Source organism: Pantoea anthophila, assembly GCF_006494375.1.
GTDB classification, from domain to species: domain Bacteria; phylum Pseudomonadota; class Gammaproteobacteria; order Enterobacterales; family Enterobacteriaceae; genus Pantoea; species Pantoea anthophila.
In genome coordinates this window covers 1-26682 of the sequence record NZ_VHIZ01000062.1, presented here as the reverse complement: position 1 = coordinate 26682, position 26682 = coordinate 1, and the positions used below count along the sequence as shown (strand labels likewise).

The following is a 26682-nucleotide window of genomic DNA, read 5'->3' as shown; positions in this document are numbered from 1 at the left end:
AATCCTGCGAGTGCCCACACAGATTGTCTGATAAATTGTTAAAGAGCAGCGCGAACAGTGCGTTAGCGTCCTGTCGCGAGGTGGCGTATATTACGCTTTCCTCCTTCAGAGTCAACCTCTTTTTTCAGAAGTTTTTCTCCGGCGGCTCAGTCTCCTGAACCTCTCAACACCGCATTCCGTAAGCCGTTGTGCCGTGTCGATGGAGGCGCATTATAGGGAGTTGTCAGACAGGCGCAACCCATAAATTGCAGAAAAAAGCGCGTTCGCTGCATTCCACAGCAAAAGTCGCTGTTATACGCAGTTACACACAGCGTTATCCACATTCACCGGGCCTGGCAAATTTAGGCGAGCATCACGCAAACGTTTTCGCTACAATGCCGGGCAATATGACGGACTCCCCTTTTAGGGGCGTTACCTGAGGTTTTTGATCTTTCCTTCTTATATAGAAGAGAAAACCGCTGTAAAACCTGATGTAACGCTCTTCTATACGCGAAACAAAGCCAAGGGATAAACCACCATGCAACAACCTCGTCCTGTACGCCGCGCCTTGCTCAGTGTCTCTGACAAAGCCGGCATCCTCGAATTTGCTCAGGCGCTCTCCAGTCGCGGTGTCGAACTGCTCTCCACAGGTGGAACCGCTCGCCTGCTGGCGGATGCGGGTCTGGCTGTCACAGAAGTCTCTGATTACACCGGTTTCCCGGAAATGATGGATGGACGCGTCAAAACCCTGCATCCGAAAGTGCATGGCGGCATTCTGGGTCGTCGCGGCCAGGATGATGCCATCATGGCGCAGCATGACATCAGCCCTATCGACATGGTGGTCGTTAATCTCTATCCCTTTGCCCAGACCGTTGCCCGTGAAGGATGCTCACTGGAAGACGCAGTAGAAAACATTGATATCGGCGGCCCGACCATGGTGCGCTCTGCCGCCAAGAACCACAAAGATGTGGCCATCGTGGTCAGCAGCGGCGACTACGACGCCATCATTGCTGAAATGGATGCCCACCAGAACGGCCTGACGCTCGACACCCGTTTCGATCTGGCGATCAAAGCGTTTGAACACACCGCCGCTTACGACGGTATGATCGCGAACTACTTTGGTAGTCTGGTGCCCGCCTATCACGGTGAACGCAATCAGCCTGCAGGTCGCTTCCCGCGTACCCTGAATCTGAACTTCATCAAGAAGCAGGATATGCGTTACGGCGAAAACAGCCACCAGCAGGCGGCCTTCTATATAGAAGAGCAGGTTGCTGAAGCCTCGGTTGCCACCGCGCAACAGGTTCAGGGCAAAGCGCTCTCCTATAACAATATCGCTGACACGGATGCTGCACTCGAGTGTGTCAAAGAGTTCAGTGACCCCGCCTGCGTCATTGTTAAACATGCTAACCCCTGTGGCGTTGCGACCGGCGACGACCTGCTGTCAGCCTATGACCGTGCTTACCAGACCGACCCTACCTCTGCGTTCGGGGGCATCATCGCCTTCAACCGCGAGCTGGATGAAGCGACAGCACAGGCCATTATCAGCCGCCAGTTCGTTGAGGTGATCATCGCGCCCGCCGTTTCCGAGGCCGCGCTGAAGATTACCGCCACGAAACAGAATGTCCGTGTCCTGATCTGCGGCCAGTGGCAAAACCGCACGGCAGCGCTCGATTTCAAACGCGTCAACGGAGGCCTGCTGGTTCAGGATCGCGATCTCGGTATGGTCGATGCCAGCCAGCTGCGCGTGGTCAGCAAGCGTCAGCCATCGGAGCAGGAGCTGCGTGATGCCCTCTTCTGCTGGAAGGTCGCGAAGTTTGTTAAATCCAACGCCATTGTCTATGCGCGTGACGGGATGACGATCGGGATTGGTGCCGGCCAGATGAGCCGCGTCTACTCCGCTAAAATTGCCGGTATTAAAGCGGGCGATGAAGGACTGGAAGTGAAAGGTTCTGCCATGGCGTCAGATGCGTTCTTCCCCTTCCGCGACGGTATTGATGCGGCCGCTGCGGTGGGCGTGAGCTGTGTGATTCAGCCTGGCGGCTCTATCCGCGATGAAGAGGTGATTGCGGCGGCGGATGAGCACGGCATTGCCATGATCTTTACCGATATGCGCCACTTCCGTCATTAATCGTTCCGGAGAGTAACAGATGAAAATTTTAGTGATTGGTAATGGCGGACGTGAACACGCGCTGGCCTGGAAAGCGGCACAGTCGCCGCTCGCAGAAACCGTCTTTGTTGCGCCAGGTAACGCCGGTACGGCATTAGAGCCTGCGCTGCAGAATGTCGCAATCAGTGCGACCGATATCCCTGCCCTGCTGGATTTTGCCCAGCGCGAGAAGATCGATCTGACCATTGTCGGACCGGAAGCACCGCTGGTCATTGGCGTGGTGGATGCATTCCGTCAGGCTGGGCTGACTATTTTTGGCCCGACTCAGGCTGCCGCACAGCTGGAAGGCTCAAAAGCATTTACCAAAGATTTCCTGGCGCGCCATCAGATCCCCAGCGCGGCATACCAGAACTTTACCGAGGTCGAGCCGGCTCTCGCTTATCTGCGTGAGAAAGGTGCGCCTATCGTCATTAAAGCTGACGGCCTGGCCGCCGGTAAAGGCGTCATTGTGGCGATGACGCTGCAGGAAGCAGAAGAAGCCGTTCAGGATATGCTGGCCGGTAATGCCTTTGGCGACGCCGGGCACCGCATTGTGATCGAAGAGTTTCTGGATGGCGAAGAAGCCAGCTTTATTGTGATGGTCGACGGCGAGCATGTGCTGCCAATGGCCACCAGCCAGGATCATAAACGCGTAGGCGATGGTGATACCGGTCCGAACACCGGTGGAATGGGCGCCTACTCCCCGGCTCCAGTCGTCACCGATGAGATCCACCAGCGCGTCATGGATCAGGTTATCTGGCCGACGGTGCGCGGCATGGCTGCTGAAGGCAACGTTTACACCGGTTTTCTCTACGCCGGTCTGATGATCGATCGCACCGGGCAGCCGAAAGTAATCGAATTCAACTGCCGCTTCGGCGATCCGGAAACCCAGCCGATCATGCTGCGCCTGCAGTCGGATCTGGTCGATCTTTGCCTGGCTGCCTGCGAGGGTAAACTGGATCAGAAAACGTCGCAGTGGGATCCGCGTCCTGCGCTCGGTGTGGTACTGGCGGCGGGCGGTTATCCGGGTGACTACAGTCAGGGTGACCAGATCCACGGTCTGCCACTGGAAGAGGTTGCGGACGGCAAGGTCTTTCACGCCGGAACCCGGCTGGAAGAGGATCGGGTGCTGACCAGCGGTGGCCGCGTGCTGTGCGTTACCGCACTGGGTGAGGATGTCGCTGCGGCACAGAAGCGGGCTTATGCGCTGACACAGCCCATCTCGTGGCAGGGCAGCTTCTGCCGCCGCGATATTGGCTATCGCGCCATTAATCGCAAATAAGTTCAGGGGGCACCGGGTGCCCCTTTTTATTTTTACATATCATCTTCTGTCGGCTGCTGCGCGCACTCATCCTGCTGACTGATCCGCAACAGCTGAATGCCTTCCGGCGCGTCCAGCCATGACACCATCAGCGGTGCCGGGGCGCTGCGCTGCTGCTGTGTCAGTATCCGCAGGGCATCAGCATCAAAAGCGGGTCTGACCTGCTGACCTTCACAACTCTCCAGCAGATTATTGCCCAGCCAGTGTCCCTGCCTCAGGAATACCCGACCGCTTAACAGCGCATCACTCAGGTTACGCATCCGCTGAGCGTCAAACTTATAGAGTTCCACCGCATCAGCACTCACGGCTTCACGCCGGTCTGACAGCTGACGCTGCATAAAGTTGAGGCCGCCCGCCTGGTCAAAGCGCAGGGTGACATCATCAGGCTGCTTCCCTTTTACCTGGCGCTGAACGCTGATCAGCGCCTCTTCCAGCCAGACATAATCGGTCACCTCGCCCTCACCGCCACTGAACGGCGTGTAGATCGTACGAATATGGACAGACTGGTGATCGCTGTTTTTACGCCAGATGCGCACAACACCACGATCGGCAAGATAGCCACTGGCAGAAAAGGGGGGAATATCCGGAACAGAGCTGCAGCTAAACAGAAACAGGGAAAGAAACAGAACAGCTAAACGCTGAAACAGCGGGGTCATGATGGCTGGCCTCTTAAACAAAAGGGGCGAAACGCCCCCTGTTTTAAAGCTTAACCGCAGTGCGACGTCTTACTTAACGGCGTCTTTCAGCGCTTTACCAGACACGAATGCTGGTACGTTTGCTGCAGCGATTTTGATCTCTTTGCCAGTCTGCGGGTTACGACCGGTACGCTCAGCGCGGTGGTTCACTTTAAAAGTACCAAAACCAACCAGTTGTACAGCATCACCATCTTTCAGAGACTCAGTGATCGCAGCCAGAGTAGATTCCAGCGCTGCCTTAGCCTGGGTTTTAGACAGGTCAGCTTTTTCTGCGATCACATCAATCAGTTGAGTCTTGTTCATAAGTTATCCTTAAAGTGTATTTATCGCTTGCTAAGCAACGAGTGCGAGGGAAAAGCCATATTCTGGCACTCTTCTGCCTGCACGCACCGATAGCCACAATTTTCAGCCCCCCAAATGTAGACCAGAGAGGGGGCCAATGTGAAGCCTCCAGGCGCGCTAATTCGGGCCTGAAGTCACGTTTTATCGCCTTACTGCTGGAAATTTATACCGATGTTACTTATTCCCGCTTCACGCAGGTCAGATCGCAGACCTTTAATCAATTCAAGGTCGCGCTCTTCACACTCCGCCAGCAGGCGGAAAATCTCCCACTGGAGGTCCCACTCATCGATGATAGCCGGGTTTTCACGCAGCTCCTCATCGGTCATTTCGCGTCCAGCCTGTGTCATTTCCAGCATGGCAACCGTCGTAATGGATGTCCTGCTGACTTCAATCGCATGCTCCAGCGTTTCACCACTCAGCTGGGCATGTAACACTTCGCTCAGGGCCACGCAGGCATCGATAGCCGGATAGACGCCATAGACCTCAAACGCATCGCCATCGGGAATGGCAGCCTCGAGCTTTTCCAGCTGGCTGTCGAAGTTAATCTTCGCATCTTTGACCGTCAGGTTTTCCCAGATCAGATCAAGGATGCGGCGATAGAGTGCCGGATCGGCAAATTCAGTCTGCTCGCAGAATGCGCGATAGTTGGGGTACATACGCTCGCACAGGCAGGCCATAAACGTCAGATGCTGCCAGCTTTCCAGCTTCGCCAGACGCAGATGAACGGGATTTTGTAACATAAAGGTGGCTCTTATTCGTTTCGCTGGCCGCAGTGTAACTGCAAAAGCGCAGCACAAACAGTGTTAAAGCGCGTTTTGCCAGCGCTGGAAAGCGGAACGGTTCGACGCCACTGCATCGGCCCAGCGGGTGGGTTCCGGCAAACGGTAACCGCGCGTACAGTTTTCGACCCACTGCAGCGCAGTATCCAGGCTGACACGGTGGCCGGTGGCGACGAACAGTGGGTTGCAGCGTTGCTTGCTGCGCCATACCCAGCCAATCTGCTCACCTTTGTCGATCAGCGGCTGGCGGCTGCCCGGTTGCGCATCCAGATCGGCAAAACGACCACACAGCCGGCTTTTCGCGACCCCGATAGTAGGCACATCCACCAGCAGACCAAAATGCGAGGCAACGCCGAGCCGTCTGGGATGCGAAATTCCGTGTCCATCCACAAACAGCAGGTCCGGCTTCTGCTCCAGCATCTCCCAGGCGGCCATCAGGGCCGGATATTCCCGGAAGGAGAGAAAGCCCGGGATATAGGGCATCGTCGTCTCAATACGCGCGATGCGATGCTCCACCAGCCGAAGCGATGGGTACTCCAGGATTACCATCGCTGCGCGTGTGATCGTGCCTTCCTGCTCAAAACCTACGTCGGCCCCGCCGATATAGCGAGGCGGTAACACATCAAAATCATCGTCACGCACCACGTCAGCGGCGCGTTGTAACTGCTCAGCGCGAAGTGCGGCAATATCCATGATTACTCCTGATGCCAGGGACGTGATAAACGATGCACAGCATCAACAAAGACACCGGCATTTTCCGGTGGCACATCCAGATGAATGCCGTGCCCCAGATTAAAGACATGGCCGGTGCCGGAACCAAAGCGCTCCAGAATACCGGCCACTTCCTGCTCAATACGCTCAGGTGCCGCATAGAGCATAGAGGGGTCCATATTGCCCTGCAGCGCAACTTTATCGCCCACGCGACGGCGCGCATCGTCAATGTCGGTGGTCCAGTCGAGACCCAGCGCATCACAGCCGGTGGCGGCCATCGCTTCCAGCCACTGTCCACCGCCTTTGGTGAACAGGGTCACCGGCACGCGGCGGCCATCATTTTCACGCAGCAGGCCATCAACAATTTTGTGCATGTAGTGAAGGGAGAATTCGCGGTAGTCACGGCCGGTCAGCACGCCGCCCCAGGTATCGAAGACCATCACCGACTGGGCACCTGCGCGAATCTGCGCATTGAGATAGAGAATGACGCTGTCAGCCAGCTTATCCAGCATCGCATGCAGCGTAGCAGGCTCGGCATACATCATCTTTTTGATTCGGGTAAACGCTTTGCTGCTGCCGCCTTCCACCATGTAGGTGGCCAGCGTCCATGGACTGCCGGAGAAGCCGATCAGTGGCACCTCGCCATTCAGATTGCGGCGGATGGTGCGAACCGCGTTCATCACATAGCCCAGCTCCATCTCCGGATCGGGCACCGGCAAACGATCAACGTCAGCGCGGCAGGTTACAGGGTTTGAGAAACGCGGGCCTTCGCCGGTTTCAAAATAGAGTCCCAGTCCCATCGCATCCGGAATCGTCAGGATGTCACTGAAGAGGATGGCGGCATCCAGCGGAAAACGACGCAGCGGCTGCAGGGTGACTTCACAGGCCAGCTCGGCGTTTTTACACAGCGACATAAAATCACCCGCCTGGGCGCGTGTCGCTTTGTACTCCGGCAAATAGCGCCCGGCTTGTCGCATCATCCATACCGGCGTGACATCCACCGGCTGACGTAACAGGGCACGCAAATAACGATCGTTCTTCAGTTCACTCATCTCAACACTCTCTCAATAACAGGCGTGTAGTGTAGCACTTTCACACTTCAGCGCGGCACAGGGCGACGGTATCTTCAATCAGGCGGCGTGCCACGGTGCCGGGTGGAGGCAGCAGGGGAAGGTCATCAAAACGGAACCAGGCCGCATCCAGCAACTCTTTGCCATCATGCTGCAGATCGCCGCTGTCATACTCCGCCATGAAGGCGGTCATCAGGGATTGCGGAAAGGGCCACGGCTGAGAGGTCACATAGCGCACGTTTTTGACGCGGATGTTGCTCTCCTCCATCACTTCGCGGGCAACGGCCTGCTCCAGCGTCTCACCGACCTCCACAAAGCCGGCCAGCACGGTATAGACCTTGTTGCGATGGCGGGCATGATTTGCCAGCAGGATTTCATCACCACGACGGATGGCCACGATAATGCAGGGGGCGATTTGCGGATAGTAACGCTCACGGCAATGACTGCACAGGCAGGCAAATTCATGCCTGCTGTGATGCATTTCATGGCCGCAGTAGCCGCACCAGCGATGAGAGCGGTAAAACTCCGCCAGCTGCACACCCCGCCCCGCCAGCTGAAACAGTCCGACATCCTGATCGATCAACTGCCGCACGGAGAACATATCGGCAGAGCGTGACGCACAAATCAGCCAGACATTTTCGCCCTGCCACTCTCCGATAAGGCGTGCTTTACTGCCAGTCAGACCAAAATTTTCGGCGTTTCCGTGGGGTAAATCACCTTGTGGCAACCAAAGTTTCTGTTCATGGCTGACAATCCACCATCCAGCGTCTACGCTTGAGATTTCGCATTGCATTTATTTCGTCATCCTTAGCGTCAAATCGTACGCTGAAGCCCTGATGTTAAGTGTGTTGATAAACAACTATAACTCACATGGAGTCAGATATGCTTAACCAGTTAAACGTCCTGGCTGAACGCGTAGGTGGCAGTAATGAGCTGGTCGATTCCTGGCTCGAAGCCCGTCGCCAGCTGCTGGTGACCTATTATCATCTGGTCGGCCTGAAGCCCAACAAAGAAGCCCTGACCCGTCTCGATGAGCAGGCGCTGGACAACTTCTGTCACAGCCTGGTCGATTATCTTTCGGCCGGTCACTTCAGTATCTATGAACGTGTTATCAGTGAAATGAACGGTGACAGCCCGATGATTGCGGCTGCGCAGATCTATCCGCCACTGGAAGCCAACACCGAGCGGCTGATGCAGCTCTATGATGGTCACCTGCAACAGGCGATAGACGATGAAAACTGCATGACTTTCCAGCAGGCGCTTTCAGAAGTGGGCGAAGTGCTGGAGTCGCGCTTCACGCTGGAAGATAAGCTGATCCAGCTGGCATGGGATAATCAGCTGGTTACCCCGCCGGTTGCCAATGACAGTCAGATTGCCCGTCCCGCTTAACCGGTATCACCACCAAAAGGGTTGAGATTATCCACTCGCCCTTTTATGCTGAAGAGGTTCCGAGGCCACTACGCCGACGAACATTTTTTGTTTTTTGCTGTGAAAAACACGATTTTTACGCCCGATCTGCCGGTCAGATTGGTGCGTAAAAAGCGCTTCTTGTCGGAGTGCCCAGCCGGGCTGAGACCGTTAATTCGGGATCCGCGGAACCTGATCAGGTTAGAACCTGCGAAGGGAACAAGAGTAAATTTTTACGGTAGGCCAGCATTCTTATGCTGCCGATACCGCTACTCCTTCCGAACTCCGGACAAGCATCGTTCCCCCTGAACAGGAAGATTGCTATGTCTGACCCAAAAATGACCCGTCGTGAACAGCGTGCCCAGGCGCAGGAATTTATCGATTCGCTGCAAAGCGGCAGTGCATTCCCCCAGTCCCGCCGCATCTGGATAACCGGCAGCCGTGACGATATTCGCGTTCCGATGCGCGAGATCACACTAAGTCCGACCCACACCGGTGGCAGCAAAGCGCAGCCGACCTATGAGCCAAACGAAGCGGTGCCGGTTTACGACACGGCAGGTGCCTATGGCGATCCCGCGGCACAGATCGATGTTCATCGCGGCCTGGAAAAACTGCGCGCCCGCTGGATAACGGAACGCGATGACAGCGAATACCTGCCACAAAACAGTTCCGGCTACACCCAGCAACGGCTGGCTGATGAGGGGCTGGACCATCTGCGCTTCGATCACCTACCGACGCCACGCCGGGCCTGTGCAGGCCGCCGCGTCACCCAGCTGCATTATGCCCGCCAGGGGATCATCACCCCGGAAATGGAGTTTATTGCGCTGCGGGAAAATATGGGCCGTGAGCGGATTCGCAGTGAAGTGCTGCTGCAACAGCATCCGGGCCACAGTTTTGGCGCGCATCTGCCAGCCAGCATCACACCGGAGTTTGTGCGGCAGGAGGTGGCAGCCGGACGGGCCATCATCCCTGCCAATATCAATCACCCGGAATCGGAGCCGATGATCATCGGCCGTAACTTTCTGGTTAAGGTGAATGCCAATATCGGTAACTCGGCGGTCACCTCCTCCATCGAAGAGGAGGTGGAAAAACTGGTCTGGTCGACGCGCTGGGGGGCCGATACGGTGATGGATCTCTCTACCGGCCGCTATATTCATGAAACGCGCGAGTGGATTCTGCGGAACAGCCCGGTCCCCATCGGCACAGTGCCGATCTATCAGGCGCTGGAAAAAGTGAACGGCGTGGCCGAGGCGCTGAACTGGGACGTTTTCCGCGACACGCTGCTTGAGCAGGCGGAACAGGGGGTGGATTACTTCACGATACACGCTGGCGTCCTGCTGCGTTATGTCCCGATGACGGCGAAGCGGCTGACCGGGATCGTGTCGCGCGGCGGATCGATCATGGCGAAATGGTGCCTGTCGCATCATCAGGAGAACTTCCTTTATCAGCATTTCCGGGAGATTTGTGAAATCTGCGCCGCTTACGATGTATCGCTGTCGCTGGGCGATGGTCTGCGGCCGGGTTCGATTCAGGATGCGAACGATGAAGCGCAGTTCGCTGAGCTGCGTACCCTGGGCGAACTGACCCGTATTGCCTGGGAATATGATGTGCAGGTGATGATTGAAGGGCCGGGCCATGTGCCGATGCATATGATCCGCCGCAACATGACCGAACAGCTCGACCTGTGCGATGAGGCCCCCTTCTACACCCTCGGCCCGCTGACCACCGACATCGCACCGGGCTATGACCACTTTACCTCCGGAATCGGGGCCGCCATGATTGGCTGGTTTGGCTGCGCCATGCTCTGTTACGTCACACCTAAAGAGCATCTGGGGCTGCCGAACAAAGAGGATGTCAAACAGGGGCTGATCACCTACAAAATCGCGGCACATGCTGCCGACCTGGCTAAAGGCCATCCCGCCGCGCAGATCCGCGATAACGCCATGTCCAAAGCGCGCTTTGAATTCCGCTGGGAAGATCAGTTCAACCTGGCTTTGGACCCTCACACCGCCCGCGCCATGCATGATGAAACCCTGCCGCAGGAGTCAGGCAAAGTGGCCCATTTCTGTTCAATGTGCGGCCCTAAATTCTGCTCAATGAAGATTTCTCAGGAGGTGCGCGAGTTTGCGGCACGCCAGGATAGCCGCGCTGAACCGGTGGAAGTGGGCATGGCCCGGATGTCAGAGCATTTCCGCAACCGCGGGGGTGAGCTTTATCACTCTGCCGATGTTATTGAGGAGGAGTAACCATGTCTGCCTTTCCTGCTACCGCCCCGCGCCTGGGGCTCTATCCGGTGGTTGACAGCCCCGCCTGGATTGAACGCCTGCTGACGGCGGGCGTGCGCACGTTGCAGCTGCGCATCAAAGATCAGCCTGATGAGATTGCCGAACCCGCGATTGCTCAGGCGATAGCGCTGGGCAAACGCTACGATGCGCGCCTGTTTATCAATGATTACTGGGAGCTGGCGATCAGACATGACGCCTATGGTGTGCATCTGGGTCAGGAAGATCTGGATGTTGCCGATCTCGCCCGGATTCGCCAGGCAGGATTGCGGCTCGGGATCTCCACCCATGATGATACCGAGCTGGATCGTGCCCTGGCGATCCAGCCCTCTTACATTGCGCTGGGACATATCTTCCCGACGCAGACCAAAGCGATGCCTTCTGCGCCTCAGGGCGTGGAACAACTGAAGCGGCACCTGGCACGCCTGACGCACATCCCCACCGTGGCGATTGGCGGTATCTCGATTGCCCGGGCACCGGAAGTCCTGGCAACTGGCGTGGGCAGCATTGCTGTGGTAAGTGCGATAACCCAGGCAGATGACTGGCGTGAAGCCACGCGCACCCTGCTGGCGCTGGCAGAGCCTCACGAATAGCGATTTCCGGAACCTGTCCCGCATCCTGGCGGCAAATGCGGTAACGTCCACCACTTTCCGGGAAAGCGGCGCGCAGAAGCAGAGGCTGAGGGTGGCACCTCCTGAACCGGTACTTTAACGTGGCCGTCGTCAGGTGAAGGTTATCTGACCAGGGCCGGTTCCCTCCTCTTGCCGGCCCTGCTTCCTCTTCGATTTAAGCGACATCGGGAGCGGAAGCAGGCGTCTCATGCTGACAGGAGAGCATGGCGCGTTCCACGGCCGTACCCAGCCGTGCCAGCGCCTGTTCCGTCTGGTCGGTAATGGGCAGCGCAAAGTTCAGACGCAGACAGTTGCGATATTTCCCCGATGCTGAAAAGAGTGAGCCGACGGCAATCTGGATTTTTGACTCGCGCAGTTCGCGGTTAAGCCGGACGGCATCAAACGCTTCAGGAAGTTCTATCCACATCATAAAACCGCCCTGAGGACGAGAGACGCAGATACCGCAGGGAAAGTAGTGGCGCACCCAGCAACTGAAAGTTTCATAGTTGCGGTGATAGATCTGCCGCATCCGGCGCAGATGAGGCTGATAATGCCCCTGGCGGATAAACTCGGAAACGGCATGCTGAGGCTGCGTAGCCGTAGAGCCTGTGACGATATATTTCATGTGCAGCACGCGGTCGCGATAACGGCCAGGTGCCACCCAGCCAACCCGCAGACCAGGCGCCAGCGTTTTTGAAAAGGAGCTGCAGAGCAGAACCCGGCCATCCATATCGAGCGCCTTAATGGCGGGCGGACGGGGATATTCCCAGGCTAACTCACCATAAACGTCATCTTCGATGATGGCCGCATCAAAACGCTGCGCCAGCGCCAGTAACGCCCGCTTGCGTGCCTCAGGCATGATAAAGCCGAGCGGATTATTGCAGTTCGGAACAACGATGACCGCTTTAATGGGCCACTGGTCAAAAGCCAGTTCCAGCGCCTCAAGACTGATGCCGGTTATCGCATCGGTCGGAATCTCAATGGCCCGGATGCCAAAGCCACGCAGGGTTTGCATGATACCGTGAAAAGAGGGCGACTCGACGGCGATGATATCGCCCGGTTCACAGACCGCCCGCACGGCTACCGATAAGGCTTCATGGCAGCCGGTCGTGATAACAATATCATCGGCGGTAAGCTGACAGCCGCTATCGATCGCCAGCCGGGCAACCTGTTTCCGCAGCGCGAGAACGCCATAGAGGGTGTCATAATTCAGCAGGCCAGCCTCCTGCTTCTGAGCCTGACGGCTGAAGGCTTTCCACAGCGGCTTCAGGGTCGGCTGGGTCAGATCGGGCATGCCGCTGCCCAGTTGCAGTACGTCATCTTCCAGCCGGCTGTTGAGCAGCTCCAGCACCGCGTCCCACTGCGTCACCTCAACAGGCCGCTGCACGGGACGGGTCAGCGCAGGTACCGGCGGCGTGGCTTTGTGCGACGCCACAAAATAGCCGGAGCGCGACTGCGGGATAATCATCTGCTTCTCTTCCAGCAGGCGATAAGCCTGCTGCACCGTGCTGATACTCACCCCATGTTCCGCACTCAGGCTGCGCACAGAGGGCAGACGCTCCCCGCTGCGAAACAAGCCCTGTTCGATACGCTGTGCCAGCAACGTGGCCAGATGTTCATAGCGGGTCATTGTATCCTCTCCTGCCAGCGTGATGATGCGCGACCAGTACAGTCTGGCTTCTTTTTTACCATTCAGATCGCGATCTCTTCAATCTGTATGTTAATAAAAGGTGATTTTTGAGTCTGTATCATACAGGTGTATCCCCGGAAAATAGTGCTCAGGCCAATCATTGAGGAAACTATCATGGGATATGATGAAAATCGCGCCGCTAAGCCTTTTGCCGTTACGCCTTACCTTCTGCTCCGTTATCTGTGGCGCAGCTTCAGACGCTGGCAGCTGCGGCGCGAAACGCGCGCTATTCTGTCGAGACTGAGTGACAGTCAGCTGAAAGATATCGGCATCGGCCGCAATGACTGGAATGGCTGAATCAGAGACAAAAAAAAACCCTGCCGAAGCAGGGTTTTTATCAGGTGAAGGACGATTAATCGTCTTTGCTGCCGCCGAGGCCGGCGTTCAGCAGTTCAGCCAGGCTGGCTGAGGCTTCATCCGCAGTCACCTGCGGTGCAGCCGGAACTTCACCCGCCGCTTTACGGCGCATACGATCCTGATGGTATGCATAACCGGTACCGGCCGGGATCAGACGACCCACGATGACGTTCTCTTTCAGGCCGCGCAGTTCATCACGCTTGCCTGCTACTGCTGCTTCGGTCAGGACACGGGTCGTTTCCTGGAACGATGCGGCAGAGATGAACGATTCGGTTGCCAGTGACGCTTTGGTAATACCCAGCAGGTCACGTACGAAGGTTGCGCCAACTTTTCCGTTCGCTTCCTGATCACGGTTAGAGATCTTGATGCGAGAGAATTCAGCCTGCTCACCTTCCAGGAAGTCGGTGCTTCCTGCGCTCACGATGGTCGCTTTACGCAGCATCTGACGAACGATGACTTCGATGTGCTTATCGTTAATCTTAACGCCCTGCAGACGATAAACTTCCTGCACTTCGTTAGTGATGTAACGGGTCACCGCATGCACGCCACGCAAGCGCAGGATGTCATGTGGAGACTCTGGGCCATCGGAAACCACGTCACCGCGCTCAACACGTTCACCTTCGAACACGTTCAGCTGACGCCATTTCGGAATCATCTCTTCGTATGGCTCACTGCCATCCAGCGGCGTGATGACCAGACGACGTTTACCTTTGGTCTCTTTACCGAAGGAGATGATACCGCTGATCTCAGCCAGGATAGCCGGCTCTTTCGGACGACGCGCTTCGAACAGGTCAGCAACGCGTGGCAGACCACCGGTAATATCCTTGGTACCGCCAGATTCCTGCGGAACACGCGCCAGCGTGTCACCGGCACTGATCTTAACGCCATCTTCCAGCTGAACAATCGCTTTACCTGGCAGGAAGTACTGAGCAGGCATATCAGTGCCTGGGATCAGAACGTCGTTGCCGCTGGCATCAACAATTTTCAGCGCAGGACGCAGATCTTTACCGCCTGACGTACGTTCAGCACTGTCCAGCACCACCAGCGAAGAAAGACCGGTCAGGTCATCTGTCTGACGGGTAATGGTCTGGCCGTCAATCATGTCGGTGAAGCGAATGAAACCGCCCACTTCGGTGATAACTGGCATGGTATGCGGATCCCAGTTTGCTACGGTTTCGCCCGCTGCAACCTGCTCACCATCACCTTTCGCCATGGTAGAACCGTAAGGAACTTTATAGCTCTCTTTGGTACGACCAAATTCATCGATCATTTTCAGTTCGACGTTACGCGAGGTGATCACCAGCTTACCTGCCGAGTTCGTTACCGACTTGGCGTTGGTCAGCTTGATGGTACCTTTGTTCTTCACCTGAATGCTGGATTCAGCAGCCGCACGTGATGCCGCACCACCGATGTGGAACGTACGCATCGTCAGCTGTGTACCCGGCTCACCGATGGACTGTGCCGCGATAACACCGATCGCTTCACCTTTGTTGATGATGTGACCACGTGCCAGGTCGCGACCGTAGCAATGCGCACACACACCAAAGTCAGTTTCACAACCTACGACCGAACGCACCTTCAGGCTGTCGACTGAGTTCAGTTCCAGCACGTCACACCAGTGCTCATCGAGCAGGGTGTTACGTGGAACCAGAATGTCAGCCGAGCCCGGCTTCAGAACGTCTTCCGCGGTCACACGACCCAGAACGCGTTCGCGCAGTGGCTCTTTCACGTCGCCACCTTCGATGACCGGGGTCATCATGATGCCTTCGTGCGTACCACAGTCATCTTCGGTCACAACCAGATCCTGGGCAACGTCAACCAGACGACGCGTCAGATAACCGGAGTTCGCGGTTTTCAGTGCGGTATCCGCAAGACCTTTACGCGCACCGTGGGTTGAGATGAAGTACTGGAGTACGTTCAGACCTTCACGGAAGTTCGCGGTAATCGGTGTCTCGATGATGGAGCCATCTGGCTTCGCCATCAGACCACGCATACCGGCCAGCTGACGAATCTGTGCAGCAGAACCACGCGCACCGGAGTCGGCCATCATAAAGATGCTGTTAAAGGAAACCTGTTTCTCTTCTTCGCCGTCACGGTTAATCACGGTTTCAGTAGAGAGGTTTTCCATCATCGCCTTGGCAACACGTTCGTTGGCTGCGGCCCAGATATCGATGACTTTGTTATAACGTTCACCCGCGGTAACCAGACCAGACTGGAACTGTTCCTGGATCTCAGCCACTTCCGCTTCCGCTTCGGTGATGATTTCCACTTTCTTCTCTGGAATAACCATGTCGTCGATACCGACTGACGCGCCTGAACGGGCTGCGTAGGCGAAACCGGTGTACATGGTCTGGTCAGCAAAGATAACGGTCGGCTTCAGCCCCAGAATGCGGTAACAGGTGTTCAGCATTTTGGAGATCGCTTTTTTACCCAGCGCCTGGTTGACGATGGAGTAAGGCAGACCTTTCGGCACGATCATCCACAGGATGGCACGGCCAATCGTGGTGTCGATCAGGCTGGTTTTAGCAACCCACTCATCCTGCTCATTTTTCTCGTGTTCGGTGATACGCACCTTAACGCGAGCGTGCAGTGAGGCCAGGCCAGCGCGATAAATACGCTCAGCTTCTTTCGGGCCAGTCAGTACCATGCCTTCGCCTTTGGCGTTAACACAGTCACGGGTCATGTAGTACAGACCCAGTACAACGTCCTGAGAAGGAACGATGATTGGCTCGCCGTTCGCAGGTGACAGGATGTTGTTGGTAGACATCATCAGCGCACGCGCTTCCAGCTGGGCTTCCAGCGTCAGCGGAACGTGAACAGCCATCTGGTCACCATCGAAGTCGGCGTTATACGCCGCACAAACCAGCGGGTGCAGCTGGATAGCTTTACCTTCGATCAGAACCGGTTCAAAGGCCTGAATACCCAGACGGTGCAGCGTAGGCGCACGGTTCAGCAGAACCGGGTGCTCACGGATCACTTCGTCGAGGATATCCCAGACAACCGCTTCTTCGCGCTCAACCATTTTCTTCGCGGCTTTGATGGTGGTGGCCAGGCCACGCAGTTCCAGCTTGCCGTAAATAAACGGTTTGAACAGTTCCAGTGCCATTTTCTTCGGCAGACCGCACTGATGCAGACGCAGGTATGGACCTACGGTGATAACCGAACGACCGGAGTAGTCGACACGTTTACCCAGCAGGTTCTGACGGAAACGACCCTGCTTACCTTTGATCATGTCAGCCAGCGATTTCAGCGGACGCTTGTTGGAACCGGTGATCGCACGACCGCGACGACCGTTGTCCAGCAGTGCATCGACCGCTTCCTGCAGCATACGCTTTTCGTTGCGCACGATGATATCTGGCGCAGCCAGATCCAGCAGGCGCTTCAGACGGTTGTTACGGTTGATCACGCGACGATAAAGATCGTTCAGATCTGACGTAGCAAAACGTCCGCCATCCAGCGGAACCAGCGGACGCAGATCCGGTGGCAGAACAGGCAGCACGGTCAGGATCATCCACTCTGGCTTGTTACCAGACTGAACGAACGCTTCCAGCAGCTTGATACGCTTGGTCAGCTTTTTACGCTTGGTTTCAGAGTTGGTTTCGTTCAGCTCTTCACGCAGCTGCTCGCACTCCTGGTCCAGATCCATGTTTTTCAACAGGGCCTGGATCGCTTCGGCGCCCATTTTGGCGTCGAACTCGTCACCGAACTCTTCCAGTGCGTCAAGGTACTGCTCTTCAGTCAGGATCTGACGCTTCTCGAGGTTGGTCATGCCACCTTCGATTACCACGTAAGATTCAAAGTAGAGCACGCGCTCGATGTCACGCAGTGGCATATCCAGCAGCAAGCCGATACGCGATGGCAGTGACTTCAGGAACCAGATGTGCGCAGTCGGCGACGCCAGTTCGATGTGGCCCATACGCTCACGGCGTACTTTAGTCTGGGTCACTTCAACGCCGCACTTCTCACAAATCACACCACGGTGTTTCAGACGCTTGTACTTACCGCACAGGCACTCATAGTCTTTTACCGGCCCGAAGATACGGGCACAGAACAGACCATCGCGCTCTGGCTTAAAAGTACGGTAGTTAATGGTTTCTGGCTTTTTCACTTCACCAAAAGACCAGGAACGGATCATGTCTGGCGAAGCCAGCGCAATTTTGATCGCATCAAACTCTTCGGTCTTAGTTTGCGCTTTCAGAAACTTAAGTAAGTCTTTCACGGATTAGCTCCCGTCGGAGTGAGACTCAGGGGGCGTCCAACCGAAATTGAACGCCCCGTAACCAGTACAATTGCGAGCGCTTAAACCCTGCGCTTTCAGGCGGCGGCGAACCACAGCCTGAAATGGGGGTTACTCGTCTTCCAGCTCGATGTTGATACCCAGCGAGCGAATCTCTTTCAACAGTACGTTGAAGGATTCCGGCATGCCCGGTTCCATCTGATGGTTGCCGTCAACGATGTTTTTATACATCTTGGTACGGCCGTTGACGTCATCAGACTTAACGGTAAGCATTTCCTGCAGGGTATACGCGGCACCGTATGCTTCCAGTGCCCATACTTCCATCTCACCAAAGCGCTGACCACCGAACTGCGCCTTACCACCCAGCGGCTGCTGAGTAACCAGGCTGTAGGAACCGGTAGAACGTGCATGCATCTTGTCATCAACCAGGTGGTTAAGTTTCAGCATGTACATGTAGCCAACGGTTACCTGACGTTCGAACTGTTCACCGGTGCGGCCGTCAAACAGGGTAATCTGACCGGAAGAAGGCAGACCGCCGAGCTGTAACAGCTCTTTGATTTCGCTCTCTTTCGCGCCATCAAACACCGGCGTTGCGATTGGCATACCTTTTTTCAGGTTCTCTGCCAGGCGCAGCACTTCGTCGTCGGAGAAGGTGTTCAGGTCAACTTTCTGACGCAGGTCGCTTCCCAGGTCATAGGCACGCTGGATGAATTCGCGCAGTTTCGCGACTTCTTCCTGCTTCTTCAGCATGGCGTTGATTTTCTCACCAATGCCCTTCGCTGCCATCCCCAGGTGTGTCTCAAGGATCTGACCGATGTTCATACGCGATGGTACGCCCAGCGGGTTCAGTACGATGTCGACCGGCGTACCGTTCTCATCGTAAGGCATGTCTTCGATTGGGTTGATCTTAGAGATAACACCTTTGTTACCGTGACGACCTGCCATCTTATCACCAGGCTGGATCTGACGTTTAACGGCCAGATAAACCTTAACGATTTTCAGCACGCCCGGTGCCAGATCGTCGCCCTGGGTGATCTTACGGCGCTTGCCTTCGAGTTTTTTCTCAAACTCGTGCTTCAGTTCGTCGTACTGCTCTGCCAGCTGCTCCAGCTGGTTTTGTCTGGCTTCATCAGTCAGACCCAGCTCCAGCCAGCGCTCGCGCGGCAGCTTGTCCAGCTTGTCTGCTTCAACGCCACCTGCGATCAGGACGCTCTGGATACGGCTGAACAGGCCCGCTTCCAGGATCTGCAGCTCTTCAGACAGGTCTTTCTTAGCCTGCTTCAGCTGCATCTCTTCGATTTCGAGCGCACGCTTGTCTTTTTCCACGCCATCGCGGGTAAAGACCTGAACGTCGATCACGGTACCTGACACGCCATTCGGCACGCGCAGTGATGAATCTTTTACGTCAGAGGCTTTTTCACCGAAGATCGCACGCAGCAGCTTCTCTTCTGGCGTCAGCTGGGTTTCACCTTTCGGGGTAACCTTACCAACCAGAATGTCACCACCGGTCACTTCAGCACCGATGTAGACGATGCCTGACTCATCCAGTTTAGAGAGTGCAGCTTCACCCACGTTCGGGATATCAGCGGTAATCTCTTCCGGCCCCAGTTTGGTGTCACGCGACACGCAAGCCAGTTCCTGGATGTGGATGGTGGTAAAGCGATCTTCCTGAACCACACGCTCGGAGACCAGGATGGAGTCTTCGAAGTTGTAACCGTTCCACGGCATGAACGCGACACGCATGTTCTGGCCCAGTGCCAGTTCACCCAGATCAGTGGACGGGCCATCTGCCAGCACGTCTCCGCGCTCAACCGGCTCACCCAGAGAGACACATGGCATCTGGTTGATGCAGGTGTTCTGGTTTGAACGGGTATATTTGGTCAGGTTATAGATGTCGATACCGGCTTCGCCCGCGTACATCTCATCTTCGTTAACTTTGATAACGATACGTGATGCATCAACATACTGAACGGTACCACCACGTTTGGCGACGGCAGTAACACCGGAGTCAACGGCAACAGCACGTTCCATACCGGTACCAACCAGCGGCTTATCTGCACGCAGAGTCGGAACGGCCTGACGTTGCATGTTCGCACCCATCAGAGCACGGTTGGCGTCATCGTGTTCCAGGAACGGGATCAGGGATGCACCGACAGAAACCACCTGCTGGGTGGAAACGTCCATGTAGTCAACCTGATCGCGGCTGAACAGACTCGATTCGCCTTTGCTACGGCAGGTGACCAGGTCATCAACAAACGCGCCGTTTTCATCGAGCGGGGCGTTCGCCTGAGCGATAACGTAGTTACCCTCTTCAATAGCAGAGAGGTAGTGGATCTCGTCAGAAACCAGACCGTCGATAACACGACGATAAGGCGTCTCAAGGAAACCATACTCATTGGTCTGTGCATAAACAGACAAGGAGTTGATCAGACCGATGTTCGGACCTTCAGGGGTTTCGATTGGGCAGACACGACCGTAGTGCGTTGGGTGTACGTCACGCACTTCGAAGCCGGCACGCTCACGCGTCAAACCACCCGGGCCAAGTGCAGAGATACGACGTTTGTGCGTAATCTCTGACAGCGGGTTGTTCTGATCCATAAACTGTGAAAGCTGGCTTGAACCGAAGAACTCTTTCACCGCAGCCGAAATCGGCTTCGCGTTGATCATGTCCTGTGGCATCAGCGTATCGAGGTCGCCCAGAGAGAGACGCTCTTTAACCGCACGCTCAACACGCACCAGGCCGACACGGAACTGGTTCTCAGCCATTTCACCGACTGAACGAATACGACGGTTGCCGAGGTGGTCGATATCGTCCACTTCGCCTTTACCGTTACGGATGTCGATCAGTTTTTTCATCACTTCAATGATGTCTTCTTTGCTCAGGATACCTGAACCTTCGATTTCATCACGCAGCAGTGAACGGTTGAACTTCATGCGGCCGACGGCAGAGAGATCGTAACGATCTTCAGAGAAGAACAGGTTCTCGAACAGGTTCTCTGCAGCTTCACGCGTTGGCGGCTCACCAGGACGCATCATGCGGTAGATCTCAACCAGTGCGCTCAGGCGATCGCTGGTTGGGTCAACACGCAGGGTCTCAGACATATATGGACCGTGGTCCAGATCGTTGGTGAACAGCGTTTCGATGCGTTTGTGACCCGACTGGCTCAGTTTGGCCAGCAGATCCAGTGACAGCTCCATGTTCGCTGCAACAATCAGCTCACCGGTGCTCTCATCGATGTAGTCTTTAGCAACCACTTTGCCCGCGATATATTCAACCGGAACTTCGATGTGCTGAATGCCATCTTTTTCCAGCTGGCGAATATGACGCGCAGTAATGCGGCGACCTTTTTCGACGTAGACGGTGCCGTTCGCTTCGATATCGAAGGTCGCGGTTTCACCGCGCAGGCGCTCAGGCACCAGCTCCATCTGCAGCTTGTTGTCGCGAATTTCAAACACCACTTTCTCGAAGAAGAGATCGAGGATCTGAGGTGTTGTGAACTGCAATGCACGCAGGATGATAGTGGCCGGCAGCTTACGACGACGGTCAATACGGACAAACAGGTTATCTTTCGGGTCAAACTCAAAGTCGAGCCATGAACCGCGGTAAGGGATGATACGTGCGTTATAAAGCACTTTACCCGAAGAGTGGGTTTTACCCTTATCGCTATCAAAGAACACGCCAGGACTACGGTGCAGCTGAGAAACGATAACGCGCTCGGTACCGTTAATAACAAAGGTACCGTTGTCGGTCATGAGCGGAATTTCGCCCATGTAGACTTCTTGTTCTTTAATGTCTTTTACAGTGCCTTCTGGCGCTTCGCGCTCATAGATCACCAGACGCAGTTTCACGCGCAGCGGTGCCGAATAGGTCACGCCACGGATCTGACACTCTTTCACGTCAAAGACAGGTTCGCCCAGGCGATAGCTCACATACTGCAACTCAGAGTTGCCGCTGTAGCTCGCAATAGGGAATACAGAGCGGAATGCAGCTTCCAGCCCGTACTGACCTTCTGGATCTTGCTCGATAAACTTCTGGAACGAGTCGAGCTGGATGGAAAGGAGATAAGGTATGTCCAGTACTTGTGGACGTTTACCAAAATCCTTACGAATACGTTTTTTCTCGGTATAGGAGTAAACCATAGGGTTCCTCAGCTAGCTGACAAGTCGACCCACGCTGTCCGTCCTGACAGGACAGTTCATGCAACACGATTTTGTTTGATTCACTGGCTGCGCGGCAGCAGTGCAATACCTCTTTCTATCACGCTTAAATCATTTCATCGCTTTTGTGAAGGCAGGGAACCCGCACAGGAAAGCGGTATATTAAGTCGTCGATAGAGAAAGATATTGAAGAGTAGCAATGGACAAACAGTGTGAAACCCCATTGAGACCCTGTAGCGCAAAAAGGCTGGTGACCAAAAAGTCACCAGCCATCAGTCTGAAACTACTCAGACTGCAACCCGAAGGTTGTCTTACTTAACTTCAACTTCAGCGCCAGCTTCTTTCAGAGCAGCTTCAAGTGCAGCTGCGTCATCTTTGCTGATGCCTTCTTTGATTACGCCAGTTGCTTCAACCAGGTCTTTGGCTTCTTTCAGGCCCAGACCAGTTGCAGTACGTACGGCTTTGATAACTGCTACTTTGTTCGCGCCAACAGCTTTCAGTACGACGTCGAATTCAGTTTTTTCTTCAACAGCTTCAGCCGGGCCCGCAGCAACAGCTACAGCAGCAGCAGCAGAAACGCCGAATTTTTCTTCCATAGCAGAAACCAGCTCAACAACTTCCATTACGGACATCGCTGCAACAGCTTCCAGAATTTGGTCTTTAGTGATAGACATGACAATTGTTCCTAAGAATCAGAAAAAGTTTATACGTAAGCAGGTACGAAGAAAAGAAAAGGGCCTTAGGCCGCTTCTTTTGCATCGCGTACAGCAGCCAGAGTGCGGACCAGTTTGCCGGCAGCGGCTTCTTTCATGGTCGACATCAGACGTGCCAGTGCTTCTTCGTAGGTCGGCAGAGTTGCCAGACGGTCAATATTGGCCGCCGTGATCAGCTCACCTTCAAAGGCTGCAGCTTTGACCTCAAATTTTGCATTCGCTTTCGCGAAATCTTTGAACAGACGAGCAGCAGCGCCCGGGTGTTCCATAGAATATGCAATCAGGGTCGGACCAACAAACGTGTCTTTCAGGCACTCAAACTGAGTTCCTTCAACGACGCGGCGCAGCAGGGTGTTACGAACAACACGCATGTAAACGCCAGCTTCACGACCTGCTTTACGCAGTTCGGTCATTTTATCAACGGTAACGCCACGGGAATCCGCAACAACCGCTGAAAGCGCACCTTTGGCTACTTCGCTGACTTCAGCAACAATTGCTTGTTTGTCTTGAAGATTTAATGCCATTAGCTTTTGCTCCTGGATTTGACCGGGAAAGGATTTCCCCGGAACTCACTTCACTTACTCACCCAAAAGGGGAAATAAGCGCTCGAACACGGTGAGCAGAATCCAGCTAAGAAAAAATTCTTTTGGTTCTGTCACCGTCTACGCAGGGTATTAAGCGGACTATCCGGAGATAGACAGCTCCTGCGGTCTTGGACGGAGGCCAGGATAAGGCCTGGCTCCAACCTAAATTCTGTGTGACGCAGCAGAATCAGAGGGAAAGGCGTTAAACGCCGCTGTCGCATCTGACTCTCTGGTGTCCTGTTCTGCTAATAACAGAACAACGGGCGTAAGATTCTAGGTGAATTTTTCGCCCGTTTCAAGCAGCAATTAGTTTGCTGTTGCGTTCAGACCAGCCTGGTCAACGGCAACGCCGGCGCCCATGGTGGTTGAAAGGCTGACTTTCTTGATGTACACGCCTTTCGCCTGAGATGGTTTCGCTTTTTTCAGCGCAACCAGCAGAGATTCCAGGTTTTCTTTCAGTTTGTCAGCGTCAAAGTCCACTTTACCGATGGTAGTGTGGATGATGCCGTTTTTGTCGTTACGATAACGAACCTGACCTGCTTTAGCGTTCTTAACCGCTTCAGCAACGTTAGGGGTCACAGTACCGACTTTCGGGTTTGGCATCAGGCCGCGTGGACCCAGAATCTGGCCCAGCTGGCCAACAACGCGCATTGCATCCGGAGAAGCAATAACAACGTCAAAATTCATTTCGCCTTTCTTGATCTGCTCAGCCAGGTCTTCCATACCAACCAGCTCTGCGCCAGCAGCTTTTGCCGCTTCAGCGTTTGCGCCCTGGGTGAAGACAGCAACACGTACTGAACGACCAGTACCGTGTGGCAGAACGGTCGCGCCGCGTACGTTCTGATCAGATTTACGTGCATCGATGCCGAGGTTGACAGCAACGTCAACGCTTTCAACGAACTTGGCAGTCGCCAGTTCTTTCAGCAGAGCAACAGCTTCAGCAATGTCATACTGCTTGGTCGCGTCAACTTTGTCGCGAATTACGGTCATGCGCTTGGTCAGCTTAGCCATTTCTTAGTCCTCTACTACCAGGCCCATGGAACGAGCAGTACCTTCGATTGAGCGAGTCATCGCTTCAACGTCAGAACCAGTCATGTCCGCAGCTTTGGTTTCTGCGATTTCACGTACCTGAGCACGGGTCACTTTACCGACTTTATCTTTGTTCGGCTTACCAGAACCAGACTTGATGCCCGCTGCTTTTTTCAGCAGTACGGCAGCCGGAGGAGTTTTGGTGATAAAGGTAAATGAACGGTCGCTGTATACAGTGATAACAACAGGAGTCGGCAGACCTTTTTCCAGAGACTCGGTCTTCGCGTTGAACGCTTTGCAGAATTCCATGATGTTAACACCCTGCTGACCCAGAGCTGGACCAACCGGTGGACTTGGGTTCGCCATACCAGCTGCAACCTGCAGCTTGACGTAGGCTTGGACTTTCTTAGCCATGATATTTCCTCAATTGGGTTATAGCGCCTTTAAAAGGCTCCCCGTGATAACGATTTATACGCCGTTGCCAGCGCATAAAAACAAAAGGCGCGAAATTGTAGTTAAATTTCGCGCCTGCTGCAACAGCTAAATTGTGAGCGGAAAGAGGTTAACCTTTCTCCACCTGACCGAAGTCGAGTTCAACCGGTGTTGCACGTCCGAAGATGGAGACAGAAACCGTCAGGCGGCTCTTCTCGTAATCCACATCCTCAACCACACCGTTAAAGTCAGCAAACGGACCGTCGTTAACGCGAACCATTTCGCCTGGTTCAAACAGCGTTTTCGGACGAGGCTTGTCGCCGACCTGCTGCAGACGGTTCATGATCGCATCAACTTCTTTATCGCTGATAGGTGCCGGACGGTCAGATGTGCCGCCGATGAAACCCATCACGCGCGGGACGCTGCGCACGAGGTGCCAGCTGGCGTCATTCATCACCATCTGAACCAGTACATATCCCGGGAAAAACTTGCGCTCGCTCTTACGACGCTGGCCACCACGAATTTCAACGACTTCTTCAGTCGGAACCATGACGTCACCAAACAGCTCTTCCATGTTGTGCAATTTGATATGCTCGCGCAGCGACTGTGCTACGCGGCCTTCAAAACCGGAAAACGCCTGTACGACGTACCAGCGTTTCTTTGGAGCTTCAGACATCTCAGAACCTCAGGCCAGTGATAAACGATACCAGACGGACCAGAATACCATCCAGCCCCCACAAAATCAGTGACATCACGGCGGTAACCGCGGCAACGATTAACGTGGTGTGCAGCGTTTCCTGGCGGGTTGGCCAGATAACCTTACGCATTTCTGTTCTTGCTTCACGAGCAAAAGCCACGGTCGCTTTGCCTTTGGTCGTTAAAAGCGCAATGCCGCCAGCCGCTGCGATCAGTACAACTACGGCTAACGCACGCAGTGGCAGTGACACATCACGATAGAGGTAGTTACCTACAATCGCTGCAAGCAGCAGTAATACGACTACTACCCACTTTACCGCTTCCAGGCCACGCCCGCTCCCTTGAGCTTCGGTATTCGCACTCATAAACCAACCTGCCACAATAATTCAGAAACTATTCTGCCCCGCAGTGCGAGGCGTCCAAACCGAATGAGCTTTTGGGGCGTAACTCGGTATCCAACGCCGCATGACAGAGCCTGTCTCAGCAATGATTATGATCGAAAATCACTGATGAGCCAGGTTCTATGAAACAGCGTGCAAAAAGGGCATCAAATGATGCCCTTTCCGTGTGCATTGCGTCAAACGTTATCGGTAATTATGCGATAACTTTAGCAACAACACCCGCGCCAACGGTACGGCCACCTTCGCGGATTGCGAAGCGCAGACCTTCGTCCATTGCGATTGGGTGGATCAGGGTAACAACCATTTTGATGTTGTCGCCTGGCATTACCATTTCAACGCCTTCTGGCAGCTCTACTGAACCGGTCACGTCAGTGGTACGGAAGTAGAACTGTGGACGGTAGCCCTTGAAGAACGGAGTATGGCGGCCACCTTCGTCTTTAGACAGAACGTAAACTTCTGACTCGAACTGGGTGTGTGGCTTGATGGTGCCTGGCTTAGCCAGAACCTGACCACGCTGGATGTCTTCACGCTTGATACCGCGCAGCAGAACACCACAGTTTTCGCCTGCCTGACCCTGGTCCAGCAGCTTACGGAACATCTCAACACCGGTACAGGTTGATTTCGCAGTATCTTTGATACCTACGATTTCAACTTCGTCGCCGACTTTAACGATACCGCGCTCAACACGACCGGTAACAACGGTACCACGGCCAGAGATTGAGAATACGTCTTCGATTGGCAGCAGGAACGGCATGTCGATCGCACGCTGTGGCTCTGGGATGTAGTTGTCCAGGTGCTCAGCCAGCTCGATGATTTTCGCTTCCCACTCAGCGTCGCCTTCCAGCGCTTTCAGAGCAGAACCACGAACGATTGGAGTGTCGTCGCCTGGGAAGTCATAGGCTGACAGCAGGTCACGCACTTCCATCTCAACCAGTTCCAGCAGCTCTTCATCATCAACCATGTCACACTTGTTCAGGAACACGATGATGTAAGGAACGCCAACCTGACGACCCAGCAGGATGTGCTCACGGGTCTGTGGCAT

The 26682-nt window shown here is 54.9% G+C and carries 22 protein-coding genes and 1 riboswitch; of the genes, 6 read left to right on the top strand and 16 right to left on the bottom strand.

The window, feature by feature from the left end:
- Positions 1-517: 517 nt before the first annotated feature.
- Positions 518-2107 (top strand): bifunctional phosphoribosylaminoimidazolecarboxamide formyltransferase/IMP cyclohydrolase, encoded by a 1590-nt coding sequence (gene purH / locus FJW00_RS20380; protein ID WP_046100994.1) that lies wholly within the window; start codon positions 518-520, stop codon positions 2105-2107.
- Between the two features lie 19 nt (positions 2108-2126).
- The gene (gene purD, locus FJW00_RS20375; RefSeq protein ID WP_009092646.1) at positions 2127-3407 is read left to right on the top strand and encodes a phosphoribosylamine--glycine ligase; all 1281 of its coding nucleotides are present in this window, start codon (positions 2127-2129) and stop codon (positions 3405-3407) included.
- Positions 3408-3439: 32 nt separating this feature from the next.
- Here the strand turns inward: purD and FJW00_RS20370 are convergent, their stop codons facing one another.
- The 6 genes from FJW00_RS20370 to nudC all read right to left on the bottom strand — a co-directional run bounded on the left by FJW00_RS20370 (position 3440) and on the right by nudC (position 7836).
- Entirely contained in the window at positions 3440-4102 is a 663-nt protein-coding gene (locus FJW00_RS20370) for a DUF1481 domain-containing protein (RefSeq protein WP_009092647.1), read from the bottom strand.
- A gap of 69 nt (positions 4103-4171) precedes the next feature.
- Positions 4172-4444 carry a nucleoid-associated protein HU-alpha gene (hupA, locus tag FJW00_RS20365; RefSeq protein ID WP_003850136.1) on the bottom strand — a complete coding sequence of 91 codons (273 nt, stop codon included), beginning with the start codon at positions 4442-4444 and terminating at the stop codon, positions 4172-4174.
- Positions 4445-4632: 188 nt separating this feature from the next.
- Positions 4633-5223 (bottom strand): YjaG family protein, encoded by a 591-nt coding sequence (locus FJW00_RS20360; RefSeq protein ID WP_009092648.1) that lies wholly within the window; start codon positions 5221-5223, stop codon positions 4633-4635.
- Between the two features lie 63 nt (positions 5224-5286).
- Positions 5287-5955 carry a deoxyribonuclease V gene (gene nfi, locus FJW00_RS20355; RefSeq protein ID WP_009092649.1) on the bottom strand — a complete coding sequence of 223 codons (669 nt, stop codon included), beginning with the start codon at positions 5953-5955 and terminating at the stop codon, positions 5287-5289.
- A 2-nt stretch (positions 5956-5957) separates the two neighbouring features.
- Entirely contained in the window at positions 5958-7025 is a 1068-nt protein-coding gene (hemE, locus tag FJW00_RS20350) for a uroporphyrinogen decarboxylase (RefSeq protein ID WP_009092650.1), read from the bottom strand.
- Positions 7026-7065: 40 nt separating this feature from the next.
- Positions 7066-7836 carry an NAD(+) diphosphatase gene (gene nudC / locus FJW00_RS20345; RefSeq protein WP_009092651.1) on the bottom strand — a complete coding sequence of 257 codons (771 nt, stop codon included), beginning with the start codon at positions 7834-7836 and terminating at the stop codon, positions 7066-7068.
- Positions 7837-7925: 89 nt separating this feature from the next.
- Between nudC and rsd the strand changes: the two genes are divergently transcribed.
- The 3 genes from rsd to thiE all read left to right on the top strand — a co-directional run bounded on the left by rsd (position 7926) and on the right by thiE (position 11325).
- Positions 7926-8432, top strand: a complete 507-nt coding sequence (rsd, locus tag FJW00_RS20340; RefSeq protein WP_140925511.1) for a sigma D regulator — start codon at positions 7926-7928, stop codon at positions 8430-8432.
- A gap of 153 nt (positions 8433-8585) precedes the next feature.
- Positions 8586-8686: riboswitch (TPP riboswitch) on the top strand.
- An 87-nt stretch (positions 8687-8773) separates the two neighbouring features.
- Positions 8774-10696 (top strand): phosphomethylpyrimidine synthase ThiC, encoded by a 1923-nt coding sequence (thiC, locus tag FJW00_RS20335; protein WP_140925510.1) that lies wholly within the window; start codon positions 8774-8776, stop codon positions 10694-10696.
- Between the two features lie 2 nt (positions 10697-10698).
- The gene (gene thiE / locus FJW00_RS20330) at positions 10699-11325 is read left to right on the top strand and encodes a thiamine phosphate synthase (RefSeq protein WP_140925509.1); all 627 of its coding nucleotides are present in this window, start codon (positions 10699-10701) and stop codon (positions 11323-11325) included.
- A gap of 193 nt (positions 11326-11518) precedes the next feature.
- On the opposite strand, the gene FJW00_RS20325 is transcribed toward thiE, so the two are convergent.
- Positions 11519-12973: an aminotransferase-like domain-containing protein gene (locus FJW00_RS20325; protein ID WP_140925508.1), complete on the bottom strand. Its 1455-nt coding sequence runs from the start codon at positions 12971-12973 to the stop codon at positions 11519-11521.
- A 174-nt stretch (positions 12974-13147) separates the two neighbouring features.
- Here FJW00_RS20325 and FJW00_RS20320 point away from each other — a divergent pair, with 174 nt between their 5' ends.
- A complete protein-coding gene (locus FJW00_RS20320) occupies positions 13148-13330 on the top strand; it encodes a DUF1127 domain-containing protein (RefSeq protein WP_046100988.1) in 183 nt (60 codons plus the stop codon).
- 55 nt (positions 13331-13385) lie between these two features.
- On the opposite strand, the gene rpoC is transcribed toward FJW00_RS20320, so the two are convergent.
- The 9 genes from rpoC to tuf all read right to left on the bottom strand — a co-directional run.
- Positions 13386-17609, bottom strand: coding sequence for a DNA-directed RNA polymerase subunit beta' (gene rpoC / locus FJW00_RS20315; RefSeq protein WP_140925507.1), 4224 nt, complete (start codon positions 17607-17609; stop codon positions 13386-13388).
- 129 nt (positions 17610-17738) lie between these two features.
- A complete protein-coding gene (gene rpoB / locus FJW00_RS20310; RefSeq protein WP_046100987.1) occupies positions 17739-21767 on the bottom strand; it encodes a DNA-directed RNA polymerase subunit beta in 4029 nt (1342 codons plus the stop codon).
- A 329-nt stretch (positions 21768-22096) separates the two neighbouring features.
- Positions 22097-22459, bottom strand: coding sequence for a 50S ribosomal protein L7/L12 (gene rplL / locus FJW00_RS20305; protein WP_009092660.1), 363 nt, complete (start codon positions 22457-22459; stop codon positions 22097-22099).
- A gap of 65 nt (positions 22460-22524) precedes the next feature.
- Positions 22525-23022, bottom strand: a complete 498-nt coding sequence (gene rplJ / locus FJW00_RS20300; protein ID WP_003848098.1) for a 50S ribosomal protein L10 — start codon at positions 23020-23022, stop codon at positions 22525-22527.
- Positions 23023-23388: 366 nt separating this feature from the next.
- On the bottom strand, positions 23389-24093 hold the full coding sequence (gene rplA / locus FJW00_RS20295; RefSeq protein ID WP_009092662.1) for a 50S ribosomal protein L1: 705 nt from the start codon (positions 24091-24093) through the stop codon (positions 23389-23391).
- A 3-nt stretch (positions 24094-24096) separates the two neighbouring features.
- On the bottom strand, positions 24097-24525 hold the full coding sequence (gene rplK / locus FJW00_RS20290; protein ID WP_006121495.1) for a 50S ribosomal protein L11: 429 nt from the start codon (positions 24523-24525) through the stop codon (positions 24097-24099).
- A gap of 148 nt (positions 24526-24673) precedes the next feature.
- Positions 24674-25219 carry a transcription termination/antitermination protein NusG gene (nusG, locus tag FJW00_RS20285; protein ID WP_003848088.1) on the bottom strand — a complete coding sequence of 182 codons (546 nt, stop codon included), beginning with the start codon at positions 25217-25219 and terminating at the stop codon, positions 24674-24676.
- A gap of 1 nt (position 25220) precedes the next feature.
- Entirely contained in the window at positions 25221-25604 is a 384-nt protein-coding gene (secE, locus tag FJW00_RS20280; RefSeq protein ID WP_008927141.1) for a preprotein translocase subunit SecE, read from the bottom strand.
- Between the two features lie 229 nt (positions 25605-25833).
- The coding region (tuf, locus tag FJW00_RS20270) for an elongation factor Tu (RefSeq protein WP_140925506.1) at positions 25834-26682 on the bottom strand (849 nt) is incomplete at its 5' end.